This is a genomic window from Alteromonas sp. RKMC-009, from assembly GCF_003584565.2.
Classification (GTDB): domain Bacteria; phylum Pseudomonadota; class Gammaproteobacteria; order Enterobacterales; family Alteromonadaceae; genus Alteromonas.
This window is the reverse complement of record NZ_CP031010.1, coordinates 1498837-1514089: the sequence shown is the minus strand read 5'-3', so window position 1 is coordinate 1514089 and position 15253 is coordinate 1498837. Positions and strand designations below refer to the sequence as shown.

Here is a 15253-nt window from a genome sequence, read left to right as displayed (position 1 = left end):
GGATGAGACATGCTCAGGACAACAAGTGCCGGAATACCCGTTAAAACAGCGACGTATTGCATTTAAGAACAATATTATTCCTGTTGTCGCCGCGACAGGCCTGATATTTATGTCTTATTGCACCTTTGCGGCACCGGCACAGGTATCTGCGCCCGATGATGCGGTTATCCACGTCATTAAGTCTTTTCATCAGCACCCGCAGGAAACCGTACTTGGTCTGGAGGAGATGCTTGATGATGTCCTGCCCGACTATACGCCTGCCACCATTCAATATCTGCTGTCGTACTTTTACATGAAACTGGGTGATTTCAGCCGCTCAGAGTCTCTTCTGGAACAGGGGCTTGAAAATGTAGTTCAAGTAGGCGAACCGTTGCTATATCACCGTTTACTGCTGCAAAAATCGCAACTTTACGAAAAAACAGAGCGCCAGGTGCTGGCGCTGCATTATGTCGCTGTCGTCAGTGAGTGGGCACAGCAGCATACTGTCACCCAGCTGTACATCGGTGCATTAATAACGGAAGGATTAATTCAGCAATCACTACAAAATCGTGAGGCCGCGCTGACAAAACTGATCATTGCCCACAGAATTGCATCGGAGAACGCGACTCAAATCCTGCCTGCTCACATAGCTGGTCTTATTGCATCGGTGTTTCAGCAGGCTGAACAGTACGACAATGCCCTTCCCTATTTGCAGGAGGCGCTGGCAATTTACCAACACTTAACAGCGATTCAGGAAATACTGCCATCTGAACAGTATTACGGGGACATTTTACGGGGCTTATCAAACGCCCATTATCATACCGGCAACTTCGGCACCGCACTGGACACACTGGCCCGCGCAGAAACGATTTCTGCATCAGCTACGCCTAAAGAAATGATTGAGTCACGGATACTGGAATCAAGAATTCAGGCGGCATTAGGCAACTACGGCGAGGCCTATCAAACCCTGGAAGACGCACGCAATAAACAAGTAAAACGCCTGAATGAAATCAGTGCTGAAAAGTTGTTCAAACTGCAGACTCTTTTCGACGTTGATAAGAAAAGTCAGGAAAATGCCGCCCTCAAAGCGATGACAAAAGCTCAGGAATTGCGGATAAAAACAGAGCGCCAGCGGGGCTTCTTTATGATATCAGCGCTCGTTTTACTTTTCAGTCTGTGCGTGGCACTGGTTATTTTGCAGAAAAAGCGCGCCAGGTATCAGCATAAACTGGAACAGATTGCGATGACTGACAGCCTGACATCTCTGCTAAACCGCCAGCATACCTTTAAATTACTGGAAGAACAGGCTGACATTGCCGGGGCCTGCGGCAAAAAACTAGCTGTCGCCCTGCTCGATATCGATTTATTCAAACAGGTAAATGATAATTTTGGTCACGCTGCCGGCGATGAAGTATTACGCACCTTTGGTGCTCTGGTCAGAGACAATTTCAGAAAAACCGATATTACAGGCAGAATAGGCGGTGAAGAATTTTTACTTATATTTCCTGATGCGGATATTACAGAGGCAAAAGCTGCTACAGACAAATTCAGAGCTGCCCTGAAAACGGCCGGAAATGCCCTTCCCTATGCATTGGGCCCGCTTACGGTATCCGGCGGGATAGGATACGTTACAGGACCTGATACGATGGCCGCAGAACTGGAAGCCATCGACAAAGCATTATATCAGGCCAAAGAAACAGGCCGCGACGCCATCATTGTTGTGGATAAAAGTACTGACGGGTTTACCGTCTGAGTTCAGGTGGGATGGGCAAGTCTTTCTTAAGTGGCTTAGGCCGTTTGCCCTTACCGGCTTTAAACGCCCGCAACTGATACACATACGCCAGTACCTGTGCCACCGCCATGAACAATTTATGGGGAATTTCGTGCTCAACTTCAGTGGAATAATAAATAGCCCTTGCCAGCATGGGTGACGGCACAACAGGCACTTCATGGGCACCGGCAATTTTACGGATGTGCATGGCCAGTTCATCAATTCCTTTTGCCACCACCACAGGCGCTCTGCCGCCATTATCATCGTATTTAAGTGCCACGGAATAGTGCGTCGGGTTAGTCACAACCACATCCGCTTTCGGTACTTCCTGCATCATCCGGCGGGCTGCTGCCTGGTATTGAAGGCGACGAATACGTCCTTTCACCTGAGGATCACCCTCGGCATTTTTACGTTCGTCTTTCACCTCCTGCTTTGACATTTTCATTTCTTTGTTGTGCTTGTACAGCTGGTACGGCACATCAAAAATAGCGATGGGGATCATGCCCAGTGTCAGCAGGAAAAACGCCCATTCGAGCATATTCAGTGCATGGAACAAATTATTCGGGTACAGCTCAAGATCAAGATGCAGTGCTTCATCCTGAAAGTACATTAACGACACCAGCGCCATGGCACCGATAACAAAGAACTTGGCAATGGACTTAAGCAGCTCCACAAGGCCATTAATACCGAACATGCGCTTAAAACCGTTTAGCGGATTCAGTTTATTCATTTTCGGCGACGCCGATTCCCAGGTGAAATTGTATCCGCCCAGCGCAATAGAGCCGTAAATACCGGCGGCCATCGCCACGACCATGTACAGTAAAACAGGCGCTGCCACCGCAGAAAAACCGTAAACCCAGGCACCAAACATGTGAGTTGCGTCATAGGTTTGATCACGGGAAAGTTGGAACATGTTCTTCATCATGCCGAAAATAGCCTGTGCGATGGTGCCTCCCATGACAAGAAACATGACACCACTGACCACCAGAACCAGTGTCGTAGATAACTCTCTGGACCGGGCAAGCTGGCCTTTTTTTCGTGCGTCGTCGAGTTTTTTCCCCGTGGGGTCTTCTGTTTTTTCCTGTTCGTCAGCCATCGTCTACCTCACACGGGACAGATCATCAGCAACTCGCACATGAATTGCTGAGCACGTTGCCACTGGGTGGCAAAGTGGGACGTAAAGTTATCGAGGGTAATCCAGATAATGATTAACCCCATGATTTGCGCAATGGAAAAACCAATGCTGAAAATATTTAACTGTGGCGATGCCTTGGTCATCACCCCGAACGCAAGGTTCACGATCAACAGTGACACGATAGGTGCCAGCGATAACGTAATCGCAGACACAAACATCCAGCCGCCCCATTCTGCAATATCGCGGAACTGGTCTGCTGTCCACCAGGCTTCGCCGATGGGAAACGCATCAAAGCTGATAACAATCATCTGGATCATGGCAAGATGGCCGTCAACGGTCCAGAAAAGCAACGTCGCCAGAATAAGATAAAACTGACCGACTGCCGGCACGTTAATTCCGTTTACCGGGTCGACAATGGAGGCAAACCCCAGACCGGTTTGCATGGCGATGATCTGACCTGCCAGAACAAAGGTGTTCAGGACCATCATAGATATAAACCCTATGGCGATTCCAATCAGCAACTGCTGAATAACCATCAGAAAAGATCCTACGCCGACCAAATCGTCCACGGGTACCGGTTTAACGACCGGCATAATCACCAGAGTCAGAAAGATAGCCAGCAGGGCTCTCACCGACTGGGGAATAGATTTGGCACTTAATCCAATCATGGCTGCAAACATGCCGCTGATGCGCATAAACGGCAGCAACATATCAGCCAGAAACTGATTAATGGTAGATAAATCCACGTTCACGGAACGTAACCTTTACCCGACGACCTGAGGGATTTGATTGACCATATGAAAAGTAAAGTCCATCAGTTGCTCCACCAGCCAGTTACCTCCCCACGCCAGTGCCAGCAAGGTCACGATAAGCCTTGGCAGGAAACTCATTGTCTGTTCGTTAATTGATGTGGCTGCCTGAAACACTGCCACAATCAGACCCACAATCATGCTGGGCACAATCACCGCTGACACCAGCAGGATAACCATAAACATGGATTCACGGAGAATTTGGACAAAGACTTCAGGTGTCATGTGTTGTCTCCTAAACGCCCATGCCGAAACTGGTTGCCAGAGTGCCGAATATCAGATTCCAGCCATCCACCAGTACAAACAGCATTAATTTAAAGGGCAGTGACACAATCATCGGCGACAGCATCATCATACCCATCGCCATAAGAATGGATGCCACGACCAGGTCAATAATGAGGAACGGAATAAACAACATGAAGCCAATTTGAAATGCGGTTTTCAGCTCGCTGGTCACGAATGACGGGATCAGAATGGTCAGCGGCACATCTGCAGGCTCATCATACTTATCTTCATCGCCGGCAATACGGACAAAGGTTTCCAGATCTTTCACCCGGGTTTGTGACAACATAAACGCCCGCATGGGTTCTGCCGCTTCTTCCAGCGCCTGGCGGGAGGTCATCTCCTCGTTCAGATAAGGTTGCAGGGCGCGCTCGTTTACCTCTTCAAACACCGGCGTCATGATAAACATAGACAGAAACAGGCTCACGCCGATAAGGATTTGATTGGAAGGAGACTGCTGCAGGCCAATGGCCTGACGGAGAATGGATAACACTACGATAATACGGGTGAATGACGTCATCATCATAATAAACGCAGGAATAAGGCTCAGCGCAGACATGATGAACAATGCCTGCAACGTCATTGAATAATCCTGCGTGCCGTCCGCATTGGTGGTCACAGTGACAGCAGAAATCCCCTGCTGGGCACTGGCAGGCAGAGCCAGAAGAAATAATAGCGGACAGAGTGTCAGAAAACGGCACAACCATTTATTGTTTATCATTGCCCTCTCCTTTCACTGCCGGATTCATGGCGCCAGCCATAGCTTTAACCAGTTTCTGACGAAAATCGGCACCGTTACTCTCCTGTCCGTTTCCGGCAGGTGCTAATGGCGTTTCCAGTTTACTGAGATGATTGATGTTGTGAGCAGTCACGCCGATGAGATGCTGCTCGTCACCCACCTGAATAACCATAATGCGCTCTTTGGCACCGGCCATCATGCTGGCAACCACTTTCATCTGCCCGTTCGCAGCATGAGTGACATTAAACCGGCGCATAAGCCAGGCGAGGGAAAATATAATGCCGACAACCACCAGCAATGATAGAAAAATTGACAGTACAGACGTGGGATTAGTTATTGACTGGGTGCTTTGAGCACAGACCTGATGGCTAAATAACAGGGGCAGCAGAATGCAACCCCCTGTTTTAGAAAGCGTTTTAGCGAAGCTTTTTGATTCTCTCGATTTGACTGATAACATCCGTTAACCGAATACCAAACTTATCGTTGACCACTACTACCTCTCCATGAGCAATCAACGTGCCATTTACCAGAACATCCAGTGGTTCACCGGCCACCCGGTCCAGCTCGACCACGGAACCCTGGTTCAATTGTAGCAGGTTACGGATGCTTATCTGGCTGCGTCCCACTTCCATAGAAATGGTCACAGGAATATCTAAAATGGTATCGAGTTTCTTTTTCTCTTCCTGAGTAATCGGCGCATCATCGGTCAGCTCATCTAACTCAGCAACCTGAACGTCATCACCACCTTCACCTTCGCCAGCTTCAGCATCAGCCTGCTCGGCCATGGCTGCGGCCCAGTCGTCCATTCCGTCATTATCACTCATGACTTTGCCCTCTTACTAAGATCGTCACTACAGATCTTCTTCAAGTACTTGCAGCTCAGCGTCGTTATCAATAACGCGCCCGCCGCGGGTTAATAATTGCAGTTCCGATTTCACCGACGTCGGACGCGGGATCTTATCGGAAATTTTCAGTGCCAGCGCATCTCTGGAGCGTCCGAGCTTAGCCCGGAACGTGGGGAGATCTTCAATCAGCACAGTAATGTGCTCCGGCATTTCCACCGGAATGATATCCCCGGCTTTAAATTCCATAATTTGACGCAGCGGCACGTCCACATCCAGCATATGCGTGGTTAATGCCACTTTTACGTCAAGAATTTCGTCACGCAGTGCCTTACTCCAGCGTAAATCGGTGTCTTCTTTATCAGATTGCACACCCGCATCGAGTAATTCACGAATAGGTTCCAACATGGAATAGGGCAACGACACGTGAAAATCACCACCGCCACCGTCCAGTTCTATGTGGAAGGAACTGATAACTACCACTTCCGTGGGGCTGACAATATTAGCCATGGCCGGGTTAACTTCAGAATCCAGATACTCAAAAGAAACATCCATGACCGGCGCCCAGGCTTCTTTGTAGTCTTCGAAAATAATTTTCAGCAACATCTGAATAATACGCCGTTCAGTAGGCGTAAATTCGCGACCTTCGATTTTCGCGTGATAGCGGCCATCACCACCGAAGAAGTTATCCACCAGAATAAACACCAGTCTGGCTTCCATGGTAATGAGCCCCGTCCCTTTCAGCGGACGGAAGCGCACCATGTTCAGACTCGTGGGTACAAACAGTGTGTGAATGTACTCGCCGAATTTGATCATCTGGATGCCGTTAATAGAGACTTCGGCAGACCGGCGCATCATGTTAAACAAGCTCACCCGCAAATGCCGGGCAAAACGCTCGTTAACAATTTCCAGCGTGGGCATACGGCCACGTACAATCCGGTCCTGCGAGGAGAAATCATATTCCAGCGCAGATCTGTCGGAGGGTGCGTCCGATACCTCTTCTTCTTCGACATCATCGACACCATGTAACAGCGCATCAATTTCGTCTTGTGATAATAAATCGCTCACTGTGATAACCCGTTATTGCATCACGAAACCTGTGAACAATACCTGTTCAACCACTTCTGACCCTGTATATTCCTTCATGGCCGACTGTACTTCTTCAAGGGCTTTCTCCCGCAATTCGATTTTGCCCGCTTCTGTGACCAGATCATCGGCATTACTGCTGCTGAAGACTTGCAATAAACGCCCCTGAATAAGCGGAATATTCACTTTCGCAGTTTCTTCATTATCAGTGCCCCTGACCAGCAACTGAATTTTAATCTGTACCGTACGCTCACGGCCACTGCCCGGAATATGAAACAATAAGGGTTGCGGTAAAGCAACATATAAGGCTGTTCCCACTTCCGCTGAACCTGATGCGGGAGCAGCTTCCGGTGCTTCGCCTTCACCTTCGGCGGCTGCGCCTTCTTCGCCTTCAGCTAATGCTTCTGCTGCGGGCTCATCACCACCGGCAAACAGAAAGAAATAAGCGCCGGCACCGCCACCAATCAATACCACAGCAATAATGATGATCAACATCATCTTACTTTTCTTGCCGCCACCTTCTTCTTCGATTTGTAACTCTTCATCAGCCATTGCGCTTTCCCCGTTAACCATTTTGGCGAGTATTATGGTGAATTACAGACAATTGGCAATAACCATTGCGTATGTCTGCTCATGGTTAAGCATAGTCATCAATTCCGCCCTGTGCCTGGCGGGTAAGCGATTGTTCTGTTACTTGTGTGTCTTCGCCGGCTTCCTGTGCAAGCTGGCCATTTCCGCCCCCATGCTGACTGCCTTCACCGTTGCCACCCTGTTGTTGCTGACTGACAAAAGATTCACCCAGATTAATTCCCTGCTCTGCCAGCATTTCACGCAGGCGCGGCTCGGCCTGAGCCAGAGCATCTCTGGCCTGCGCTGACTGTACGACAAAGTTTACCGTCGCGGCGTCACCGGATACATTTACCCGCACCTGCATGCTACCCAATTCCGGCGGATCGAGGCGGATTTCCGCCATGGAATTTCTGGCATTGACCATCCAGCGTACCTTCTCAGCCAGTTGCTGCTGACCTTCCGGTTGATGAATATTCACCGGCTTGTCTGCATCAGCGGCCTGTTGAGCGGCTGAGCGTTCTGTGCGGGCCTGCTGAATATCAGCTACGGTAGTATCTGAGCCCGAATGAAGTGATGCCAGAGCTGTCACTGTGGTGCCCTGCGCCAGTTGCGAAGCGGTCCCCGTAATGGCAGTGAGTTGTCTCATTTCAGTTTGCAGCATGACCTCAAGATTCTCCACCGGCGCAACGTCCGCTTCTTCAATGGCACCGGCAATCATCGCTTCCAGCGCTGATTGTTGTTCACTGCCGCTTTGCAACTGAGCCTGAAACTGCTTAACAGCATCGATGACGCCTTGTTTTACTTCTGCTTTCTGACCTTCACTGGCGTTATCGGGCAACATAGCCACCACCTTATCAGCCAGGTTATCTGTCACCAGTGTCTGTGATTCTTCTGATGATGACGCCAGTATTTTGGCAAACTCGCCGGCTGTACTTTGTGCGACAATGCCCGCTTCAGCATTTGCAGATGCACTACTGTTCAGTGTTTGCTGTTCTTTCCCGCTTTGTTGATTATCCGCACCGGATTCGCCGCTCATTTCTGCTTTCATCAGAGAAACCAGCAAGGCAGCTTCTGCTTCCAGTTCACTTTCAGTCAAGCCGGCATTTTCAGTAGTCTCTGAGGCCGCTTTGTTCACATCTTTGCCTGACGCCTTATTCATAGCAGCAATCATGGCGGCAGCCAGCTTCATTGCCTCTTCATCTGAGATTTCTGCATCCCCGGCGGCAGTGCTTTCCTCTTCCTGTGCGGCAATCAGCGCGTTCACAGCTTCGTTAAGGGCTTCAGCAAGGGCCTGTAATGACTCATTGCCGTCAATTTCATTACTTTCACCCGTTCCGGATTGCGTTTTTTGCGCCTCTTTTAAGCCGGCGATCAGCGCTTCAAGCTCATCACTGCCATTACCGGCAAACAGTTCTTCGCCGCTGATCAATGCGTCAAGGTGCAGTTCCTCCGGCAACGCTTCAACACTGGTAGCCAGAGTGACATCACCTTCTACCTGTGCACCGGTGTTAAGTTCACCTTCGTTCAGACGCCGCACGGCATCAACAAAAGACAGCCAGTCTGTGGCATCACCGGCTTCGTCAGTGGCACTCTGCGTATCTGCAGAAGCGGCGATTTCCGCGTTTGTTTCTGACTCAGCCTCTGCTGCTACTGCGGCATTTGCGTCACCGTTTTCAGATGCATTACTTTTCTCAACGTCTGCCTTTTCTTTAGCAGATTGTTTTGCGGCAGTTTGCGCAGATTCAGTCACTTTGTGTTCGTCTGCCACATGGTTTTTATTCCGTTCCATGGGCTCACGGCTTGTTTGTGAATCACGGGAGGAGACACTGCGTTTATTGTCCACGGATTTGGCATCTGTAGTATTATCAGGACGCTGACTGGCAGAAGAGGATTTTCTTGCCTGCTCTGCCGGTGTGGCAGCGCGGTTAAACACATCAGCAAAGGCCTGTTGCTGTCCGTCAGACGTCGATACACCGGCGGATGTATCGATATCTATCGGCAAAGCGGCAATTTCTGAACGCTGAGTGGCAACTTGTTGCATCATAATCTTAATCCTCTTCCCGGAAACCCCGTATTTCTGTCAAAAAACAGTGGTATTTGCGGGTTAGTTACTTTCACGTTAACAACTACGCAAAACCTGTTCCAGGTCGCCGGTTTCAGACGTTAAAGAAGACATTAATTACGGCACCGCCGGATTTGTTCATACCGCAACAGGGGCACAGGTAGTTAGAATGGAGATTTAGTTAATTGATTTCTGAAGAATTTCTGCGAGGCATATTCATCAAGCATTTGCTGTTCGCGGCGGGCTTCAATACGCTGTGCTTCCTGTGCTTTTTTGTCAATGAGCATATCCACCGCTTTACGGCGCTTTTGCTGCTCCAGCCAAGCCCTTTTACGCTGCTCAGCGACCAGTGATGCCTGAGAAATCACATTCATTTGCTGCTGACAGGCTTTATCCAGCTTCCCGACAAACGACAAATGCTGATGGTAAGCTTTCGCCGCCACACCACCTTTACCGGTTGCCTGTATTTGCCGGACATAATCAAGACGGTACTGTTGCAAATTGCTGAGTTTTTGACGCTGTTGAGTAACGTGCTGTTGAGCAAGCTGAAACTGCTGCGCAGCTTTCTGCTCTTTTTCCAGTTCGAATTTTGCAACCAGTGCAAGCTGACTCATTGACGTTATCCTTTACCTAACCCGCCGGCCAGTGCCGACATGCCCTGCAGACACTCATCATAGGGCAGAACGTTTTTCATGCCTTGCTGCAGGAATGCATTAATAGCCGGTTCCGCACGGATAGCGAGATCAATACGGGGATCAGAGCCTTTCGCATAGGCACCGATAGAAATAAGATCGCGGTTTTGCTTATACGTGGAATACACCTGACGAATACGCCGCGCCTGCTGTAAATGCTCGTCACTGGTCACCATAGGCATCACCCGGCTGATAGACACTTCAATATCAATTGCCGGATAGTGGCCACTGTCTGCCAGCGTACGTGACAACACCACGTGACCGTCAAGAATAGCCCTTGCCGCATCGGCAATGGGATCCTGTAAATCATCGCCTTCGGTTAAAACTGTATAGAAAGCAGTGATTGAGCCCTGACCGGCACTGCCATTACCGGCACGCTCAACCAGTGCCGGTAAGCGTGCAAACACAGAGGGCGGATAGCCTTTAGTTGCCGGGGGTTCGCCTACGGCGAGCGCGATTTCCCGTTGCGCCATGGCATAACGGGTCAGAGAATCAATCAGCAGCAATACGTTCATGCCCTGGTCGCGGAAATACTCAGCAATCGTCACGGCTGTTTCACAGCCTTTCAGGCGCATTAACGGTGAAGTGTCTGCCGGTGCAGCCACAACCACGGCGCGCTGACGTTCCTCTTCAGTAAGGATATCGTGGATAAACTCTTTAACCTCACGGCCCCGTTCTCCCACAAGACCCACGACCACCACATCAGCTTCACAGCCACGGGTCATCATGCCCAGCAACACTGATTTACCCACACCGGATCCGGCAAAGAGTCCCATCCGCTGCCCTACGCCGACTGTGTTCAATGCGTTAATTGCACGTACACCCACATCCATAGGTTCAGAGATTGGCCGGCGTGTCAGCGGGTTGATGGGTGGTTTGGTGGTGGGCACGCGGGTGTCGGTTTTTACCGGTCCTAATCCATCAAGAGGCTGACCATTACCGTCGACCACACGACCGAGCAGACCCATACCCACAGCCAGACCACTTTCACGGTTTAACGGCAACACCCTTGAGCCGGGTACAATCCCGCGCACCGCTTCAGTGGGCATAAGATAAGTAATATCGTCGCCGAAACCGACGACTTCAGCTTCAATTTCCCCTTCAATGGTCTGCACCATACACTGACTGCCAACAGGCAGCTGACAGCCGACGGCTTCCAGGGTGAGACCAATACCACGAACCAGTTTTCCGGCGGCAACCACGGGAGGCTGGGGGATCTGGTCGACAAGATCTTCAAAATAACTGCCCCAGGGACTAGTCATCTGAAAGCCCCCGGTCGAGGAGGAATTTGTTAAGTATGTCTTTGCAGCGGCGCTCTACAGACACATCAACAGCATTCTGTTGGGTGGTAATATCGCAGCCGCCACGGGACATTGCCGGTGATTCAATAAACTGCCAGCCTTTCTGTTCCACTACGTCTTTTCCGTAATGCTCTGTGACCAGTTGTATGTCGTCGGGGTGCATGGTGATGTGATAATGGGTTTCGTTCACCGGCAGGGCTTTTAATCCTTCTGCCAGCGCCTGCAAAATAGCGTCTTCACCGGTTTTCACTTCGGTGCGGATCACTGCCCTTGCCAGTGATACAGCCAGCCTGACCAGTTGTTTGCGGGTATCATCATTTACCTGCGATAACGGCGCAGTGAGATTATCTGCAAGAGATGTCCAGTTTGCAGCCAGTGCATCTATTTCAGCCTGAGCGGCCTCCAGACCTTCGGCTTTGCCGGCCTCCAGACCTTCACCATGGCCCTGCTCTTTGCCTTCGGTATATCCCTGCGCTTTGCCTTCCTCAAAGCCGGTCTGCTTGCCTTCGTTGTAGCCCTCATCATGGGCTGACTGACGGATGGCTTCAATTTCTTCAGCAGTAGGAGGCAGGATCTCTTCTTCTTCCGGCTCCGGAGGTTCATATTTCCAGTCGCTGCGGCGATTCAGCGCATTTGTGCGTTGTAAATCCTGCGTTGATTTTTCGTCAGACAAAAACGGCAAATCCCAGGATTTAGCCTCGTTAAATTCGTCATCTGGTGTTGAATTATCATTCATACAATCTGGCACCCGTTAACTGCACAAGCACTTATCACAGGAATTCTTCGCCACCGCCGCCGCCCAGCATAATTTCACCGGAGTCAGCCAGACGTCTGGCAACAGACAGAATTTCTTTTTGCGCAGTTTCCACTTCAGACAAGCGAACCGGCCCCAGTGCTTCGAGATCATCCAGCAGCATTTCAGCAGCACGTTTGGACATGTTACCGGTGATTTTGTTTTTAAGCTCTTCGTCAGCACCTTTAATCGCTTTGAGCAGTGAATCCTGATTAACCTCGCGGAGGATGGCCTGAATACCTCTCTCATCCACGTCAATCAGATTATCGAAGACGAACATCAGATCCTGGATCTGCTGGCTCATTTCCTCATCCTGCTCACGGATAGCATCCATCAACTGACCTTCAATGGAGGTATCGAGGTAGTTCATGATATCGGCAGCAGACTTCAGGCCGCCCATTTTCGCTGCCTGAGTACCAGCCTGACCGGCAAACTGTTTCTCCATGATCTCGTTCAGTTCCTGCAGTGCCGCCGGCTGCACTTCTTCCAGGTTGGCAATACGCATCAACAAATCGAGACGCACTTTTTCCGGGAACTGAGACAAAATCTCGGCACTTTGCTCCGGCTCAAGGTAAGACAATACAATAGTCTGGATCTGGGGGTGCTCGTTCCGGATGATGCTGGCAACCTGTTTGGAATCCATCCATTTGAGTGAATCCAGGCCTTTAGCACCACTGCCCATGAGGATTTGGTCAATCAGGTTTGCGGCTTTATCTTCACCTAATGCCGCAGTCAGCGCCCGTTTAACGAAGTCCTGGCTCTGGAATCCGATGGTACTGTAATTCTGAATTTCTTCGATGAAATGCTTATGCACCGCCGTAATTTTCGGCTGTGTCATGTCTTCGATTTTTGCCATCTCACCACCGAGCTTCTGCACTTGCTTCGGCTCCAGGTGTTTTAAAATTTGCGCGGCATCTTCTTCCGATAAGCTCAGTAACAGGATAGCGGCTTTCTCCACCCCTTCTAACTTACTGATATCGTAACTTTGTTCGCTTTGAGCCATTTCATCAGGCATTACGTTGAACCTTAATCATCCAGTGTCAACCAGCCCTTAACAACCTGTGCAGACAGCTCCGGCTCATTGGCCACCAGCGCACGCACGGCTTTAAGAACATCTTCATCTTTATGCAGATCCGGCAGCATCAGTGAGCCGTCCGGCGCGAAGCCAACCTGTGCTTCGTCGAAATCCTGACTCAGCATGCTGATAGTGTCATCACCCAGGTCGAGACTTTCATCTGCATCAAACTCGTCGGTGTCTTTCGATTCATCAGGATTGATAAGACGACGTAACATGGGTCTTATCACGAAGATAATCAATACAATGATGATCAACCCACCCACTACCAGTTTAAGTATAGGTAAGATTTCCGGACGTTCCCAGAAAGGCACTTCTTCAACACCTTCTGCATCCATCCGCGTGAACGGCACACTGACGACTTCCAGGGAATCTCCGCGGGCGACGTCGAACCCTATACCACCCTGCAGCAGACGGCGGATATTTAACAGTTGCTCCTGACTTTTCGGTGCGGTGGTGACACTGCCGTCTTCCGCAACGGTACGGTCGTGATCCACCGCCACAGACACACTGAGACGTCTGATCACACCGGTTTGCTTTTTGGTATGGCTGATAGTGGTATCCAGCTCATAGTTTTTCGTGGACTCGCGGTTGCTGCGTCCGGGAACCGGCGCTGACTGACCATCCTGTCCGATGGCGTTTTCAGGAATATTAGATTCCAGCGGCGGCTGGTTACTCAGCGCGCCCGGGATACCGCCGGCGATAGAGCCAACAGAATTTGATTCTACCGTCATTTCACTGCGTACAGCAGGAAGGTCCGGATTGTATGTACGCTGGGTTTGCTCCATAGCCGTAAAGTCCATGGAAATATCAGCCTGCGCCGTGTAGTTACCGATCCCGAGAACAGGGATCAGAATGGCGTCAATTTTCTCCAGATATTCCTGTTCACGCTGACGCTCGATTTCATATTCTTTCCGCGCCCGTGCGCTCATGGAATCCTGCGAACCGGAATTCAGCAGACGTCCATTGCTGTCTGTAACGGTAACCCGTGACGGCTCCATGCCCTGCACAGCGGAAGCGACGATATCCACCACCGCATCCACTTCTTCACCGGCAATCACTTTGCCACGTTTGGCCGTAAGCACAACGGTAGCACTGGCTTTCTTTTCCCGGCGGGCAAACACATTTTCTTTTGGCATAGCCAGTAAAACACGGGCTTTCTGAATGCTTGCCATGTCTTCGATTGTGGCTGCAATCTGTTGTTCACGGGCGTGTTTAAGACGCTCCATTTCTACCCGTTGAGATACACCGAATCCCATGTCCTGCATGATGATATCGGTGCCGGCATCTCCCGCACGGGTAAGTCCCTGACGGGTCATTCCCAGGCGCACATCCTGAAACTCGTCGCTGCGTACATATATGGTATTACCTTCCAGCTTGTATTCGATTTGACTGGCATCCAGGTAATCCAGTGTTTCGATAAGCTCTTCGGTTTCCATTTTCGCCAGCGGCCGGAAATCCGGCTCCTGTGCCCACAATAAAATGAAAATGGCGATGGCCACACAAATCACCAGTACAACGACCAGTGCCATCTGGCGCACCATGTCGGCACTGCCCAGCGTGTCCATGAATCCGGATTTGTTCTCCGCGTCTGAACCGCCGGTTTCGCCGGTTGAGTCGCTGACTGTCAGGTTAGTACCTGTTGCTTCGGCCATGACGTACTACTCCACTACACCGGCATGTTCATGATGGTTTTATAAGCTTCCAGCACCTTGTTGCGTACCTGAACGGTCGCTTCAAAGGCAATGCCTGCTTTTTCTTTGGTCAGCATGACTTCGGCAAGACTTAATGACGGGTCGCCCATCTCAAAGCGTTGTTGCATTGATTTTGATTCCATCTGCATGTTGTTCACACCTTCAACGGCCTGTTTCAACATGGCTGAAAAATCGCTGGCAGAGGCATTTTTTACTTCGAGTGCCTGTTCGGGCATCTCTGTAGCCTGCAGACGAGTCTGGCCGATCATTGATTGCATCTCCTGATACAAACTGTTGGCTTTAACGTCCATACCCCACTCCTCATTATATTGCTTATCGTCAGAAAGCTGTCTGACACTGGTTCTTAAACAGACAACAGCAAAAGCAATACCAACTTTTATTTTTCAATTTAATCAGCAAGTT

The 15253-nt window shown here is 50.2% G+C and carries 16 protein-coding genes; 1 reads left to right on the top strand and 15 read right to left on the bottom strand.

Features of this window, described 5'->3' with window-relative positions; genetic code table 11:
• Window positions 1-25 precede the first annotated feature (25 nt).
• A complete protein-coding gene (locus tag DS731_RS06570; RefSeq protein WP_119500577.1) occupies window positions 26-1732 on the top strand; it encodes a sensor domain-containing diguanylate cyclase in 1707 nt (568 codons plus the stop codon).
• On the opposite strand, the gene flhB is transcribed toward DS731_RS06570, so the two are convergent.
• From flhB to fliE, 15 genes are all read right to left on the bottom strand, one after another.
• Window positions 1722-2846, bottom strand: a complete 1125-nt coding sequence (gene flhB / locus DS731_RS06565; protein WP_119500576.1) for a flagellar biosynthesis protein FlhB — start codon at window positions 2844-2846, stop codon at window positions 1722-1724. The two genes, DS731_RS06570 and flhB, sit on opposite strands and share 11 nt — an antisense overlap.
• Before the next feature lie 8 nt (window positions 2847-2854).
• Window positions 2855-3637: a flagellar biosynthetic protein FliR gene (gene fliR / locus DS731_RS06560; protein WP_119500575.1), complete on the bottom strand. Its 783-nt coding sequence runs from the start codon at window positions 3635-3637 to the stop codon at window positions 2855-2857.
• Window positions 3638-3649: 12 nt separating this feature from the next.
• Window positions 3650-3919, bottom strand: a complete 270-nt coding sequence (gene fliQ, locus DS731_RS06555) for a flagellar biosynthesis protein FliQ (RefSeq protein ID WP_119500574.1) — start codon at window positions 3917-3919, stop codon at window positions 3650-3652.
• A gap of 10 nt (window positions 3920-3929) precedes the next feature.
• Window positions 3930-4697 carry a flagellar type III secretion system pore protein FliP gene (fliP, locus tag DS731_RS06550; protein ID WP_119500573.1) on the bottom strand — a complete coding sequence of 256 codons (768 nt, stop codon included), beginning with the start codon at window positions 4695-4697 and terminating at the stop codon, window positions 3930-3932.
• A complete protein-coding gene (gene fliO, locus DS731_RS06545; RefSeq protein WP_119503332.1) occupies window positions 4684-5103 on the bottom strand; it encodes a flagellar biosynthetic protein FliO in 420 nt (139 codons plus the stop codon). Before fliO ends, fliP begins: the two co-directional genes overlap by 14 nt.
• Window positions 5104-5131: 28 nt before the next feature.
• A complete protein-coding gene (gene fliN, locus DS731_RS06540) occupies window positions 5132-5539 on the bottom strand; it encodes a flagellar motor switch protein FliN (protein ID WP_119500572.1) in 408 nt (135 codons plus the stop codon).
• A gap of 27 nt (window positions 5540-5566) precedes the next feature.
• Window positions 5567-6625 carry a flagellar motor switch protein FliM gene (gene fliM, locus DS731_RS06535; RefSeq protein ID WP_119500571.1) on the bottom strand — a complete coding sequence of 353 codons (1059 nt, stop codon included), beginning with the start codon at window positions 6623-6625 and terminating at the stop codon, window positions 5567-5569.
• 12 nt (window positions 6626-6637) lie between these two features.
• Complete coding sequence (gene fliL, locus DS731_RS06530; protein ID WP_119500570.1) at window positions 6638-7195, bottom strand: flagellar basal body-associated protein FliL; 558 nt, start codon at window positions 7193-7195, stop codon at window positions 6638-6640.
• A gap of 85 nt (window positions 7196-7280) precedes the next feature.
• Window positions 7281-9257, bottom strand: coding sequence for a flagellar hook-length control protein FliK (locus DS731_RS06525; RefSeq protein ID WP_119500569.1), 1977 nt, complete (start codon window positions 9255-9257; stop codon window positions 7281-7283).
• Window positions 9258-9439: 182 nt separating this feature from the next.
• The gene (gene fliJ, locus DS731_RS06520) at window positions 9440-9889 is read right to left on the bottom strand and encodes a flagellar export protein FliJ (RefSeq protein WP_181013656.1); all 450 of its coding nucleotides are present in this window, start codon (window positions 9887-9889) and stop codon (window positions 9440-9442) included.
• 5 nt (window positions 9890-9894) lie between these two features.
• On the bottom strand, window positions 9895-11229 hold the full coding sequence (gene fliI / locus DS731_RS06515) for a flagellar protein export ATPase FliI (RefSeq protein ID WP_119500567.1): 1335 nt from the start codon (window positions 11227-11229) through the stop codon (window positions 9895-9897).
• Window positions 11222-12004, bottom strand: a complete 783-nt coding sequence (gene fliH / locus DS731_RS06510; RefSeq protein ID WP_119500566.1) for a flagellar assembly protein FliH — start codon at window positions 12002-12004, stop codon at window positions 11222-11224. Before fliH ends, fliI begins: the two co-directional genes overlap by 8 nt.
• 34 nt (window positions 12005-12038) lie before the next feature.
• On the bottom strand, window positions 12039-13076 hold the full coding sequence (gene fliG / locus DS731_RS06505) for a flagellar motor switch protein FliG (RefSeq protein ID WP_119500565.1): 1038 nt from the start codon (window positions 13074-13076) through the stop codon (window positions 12039-12041).
• 11 nt (window positions 13077-13087) lie between these two features.
• On the bottom strand, window positions 13088-14791 hold the full coding sequence (gene fliF / locus DS731_RS06500) for a flagellar basal-body MS-ring/collar protein FliF (protein ID WP_119500564.1): 1704 nt from the start codon (window positions 14789-14791) through the stop codon (window positions 13088-13090).
• A gap of 14 nt (window positions 14792-14805) precedes the next feature.
• Window positions 14806-15141 carry a flagellar hook-basal body complex protein FliE gene (gene fliE, locus DS731_RS06495; RefSeq protein WP_119500563.1) on the bottom strand — a complete coding sequence of 112 codons (336 nt, stop codon included), beginning with the start codon at window positions 15139-15141 and terminating at the stop codon, window positions 14806-14808.
• Window positions 15142-15253: the final 112 nt, after the last annotated feature.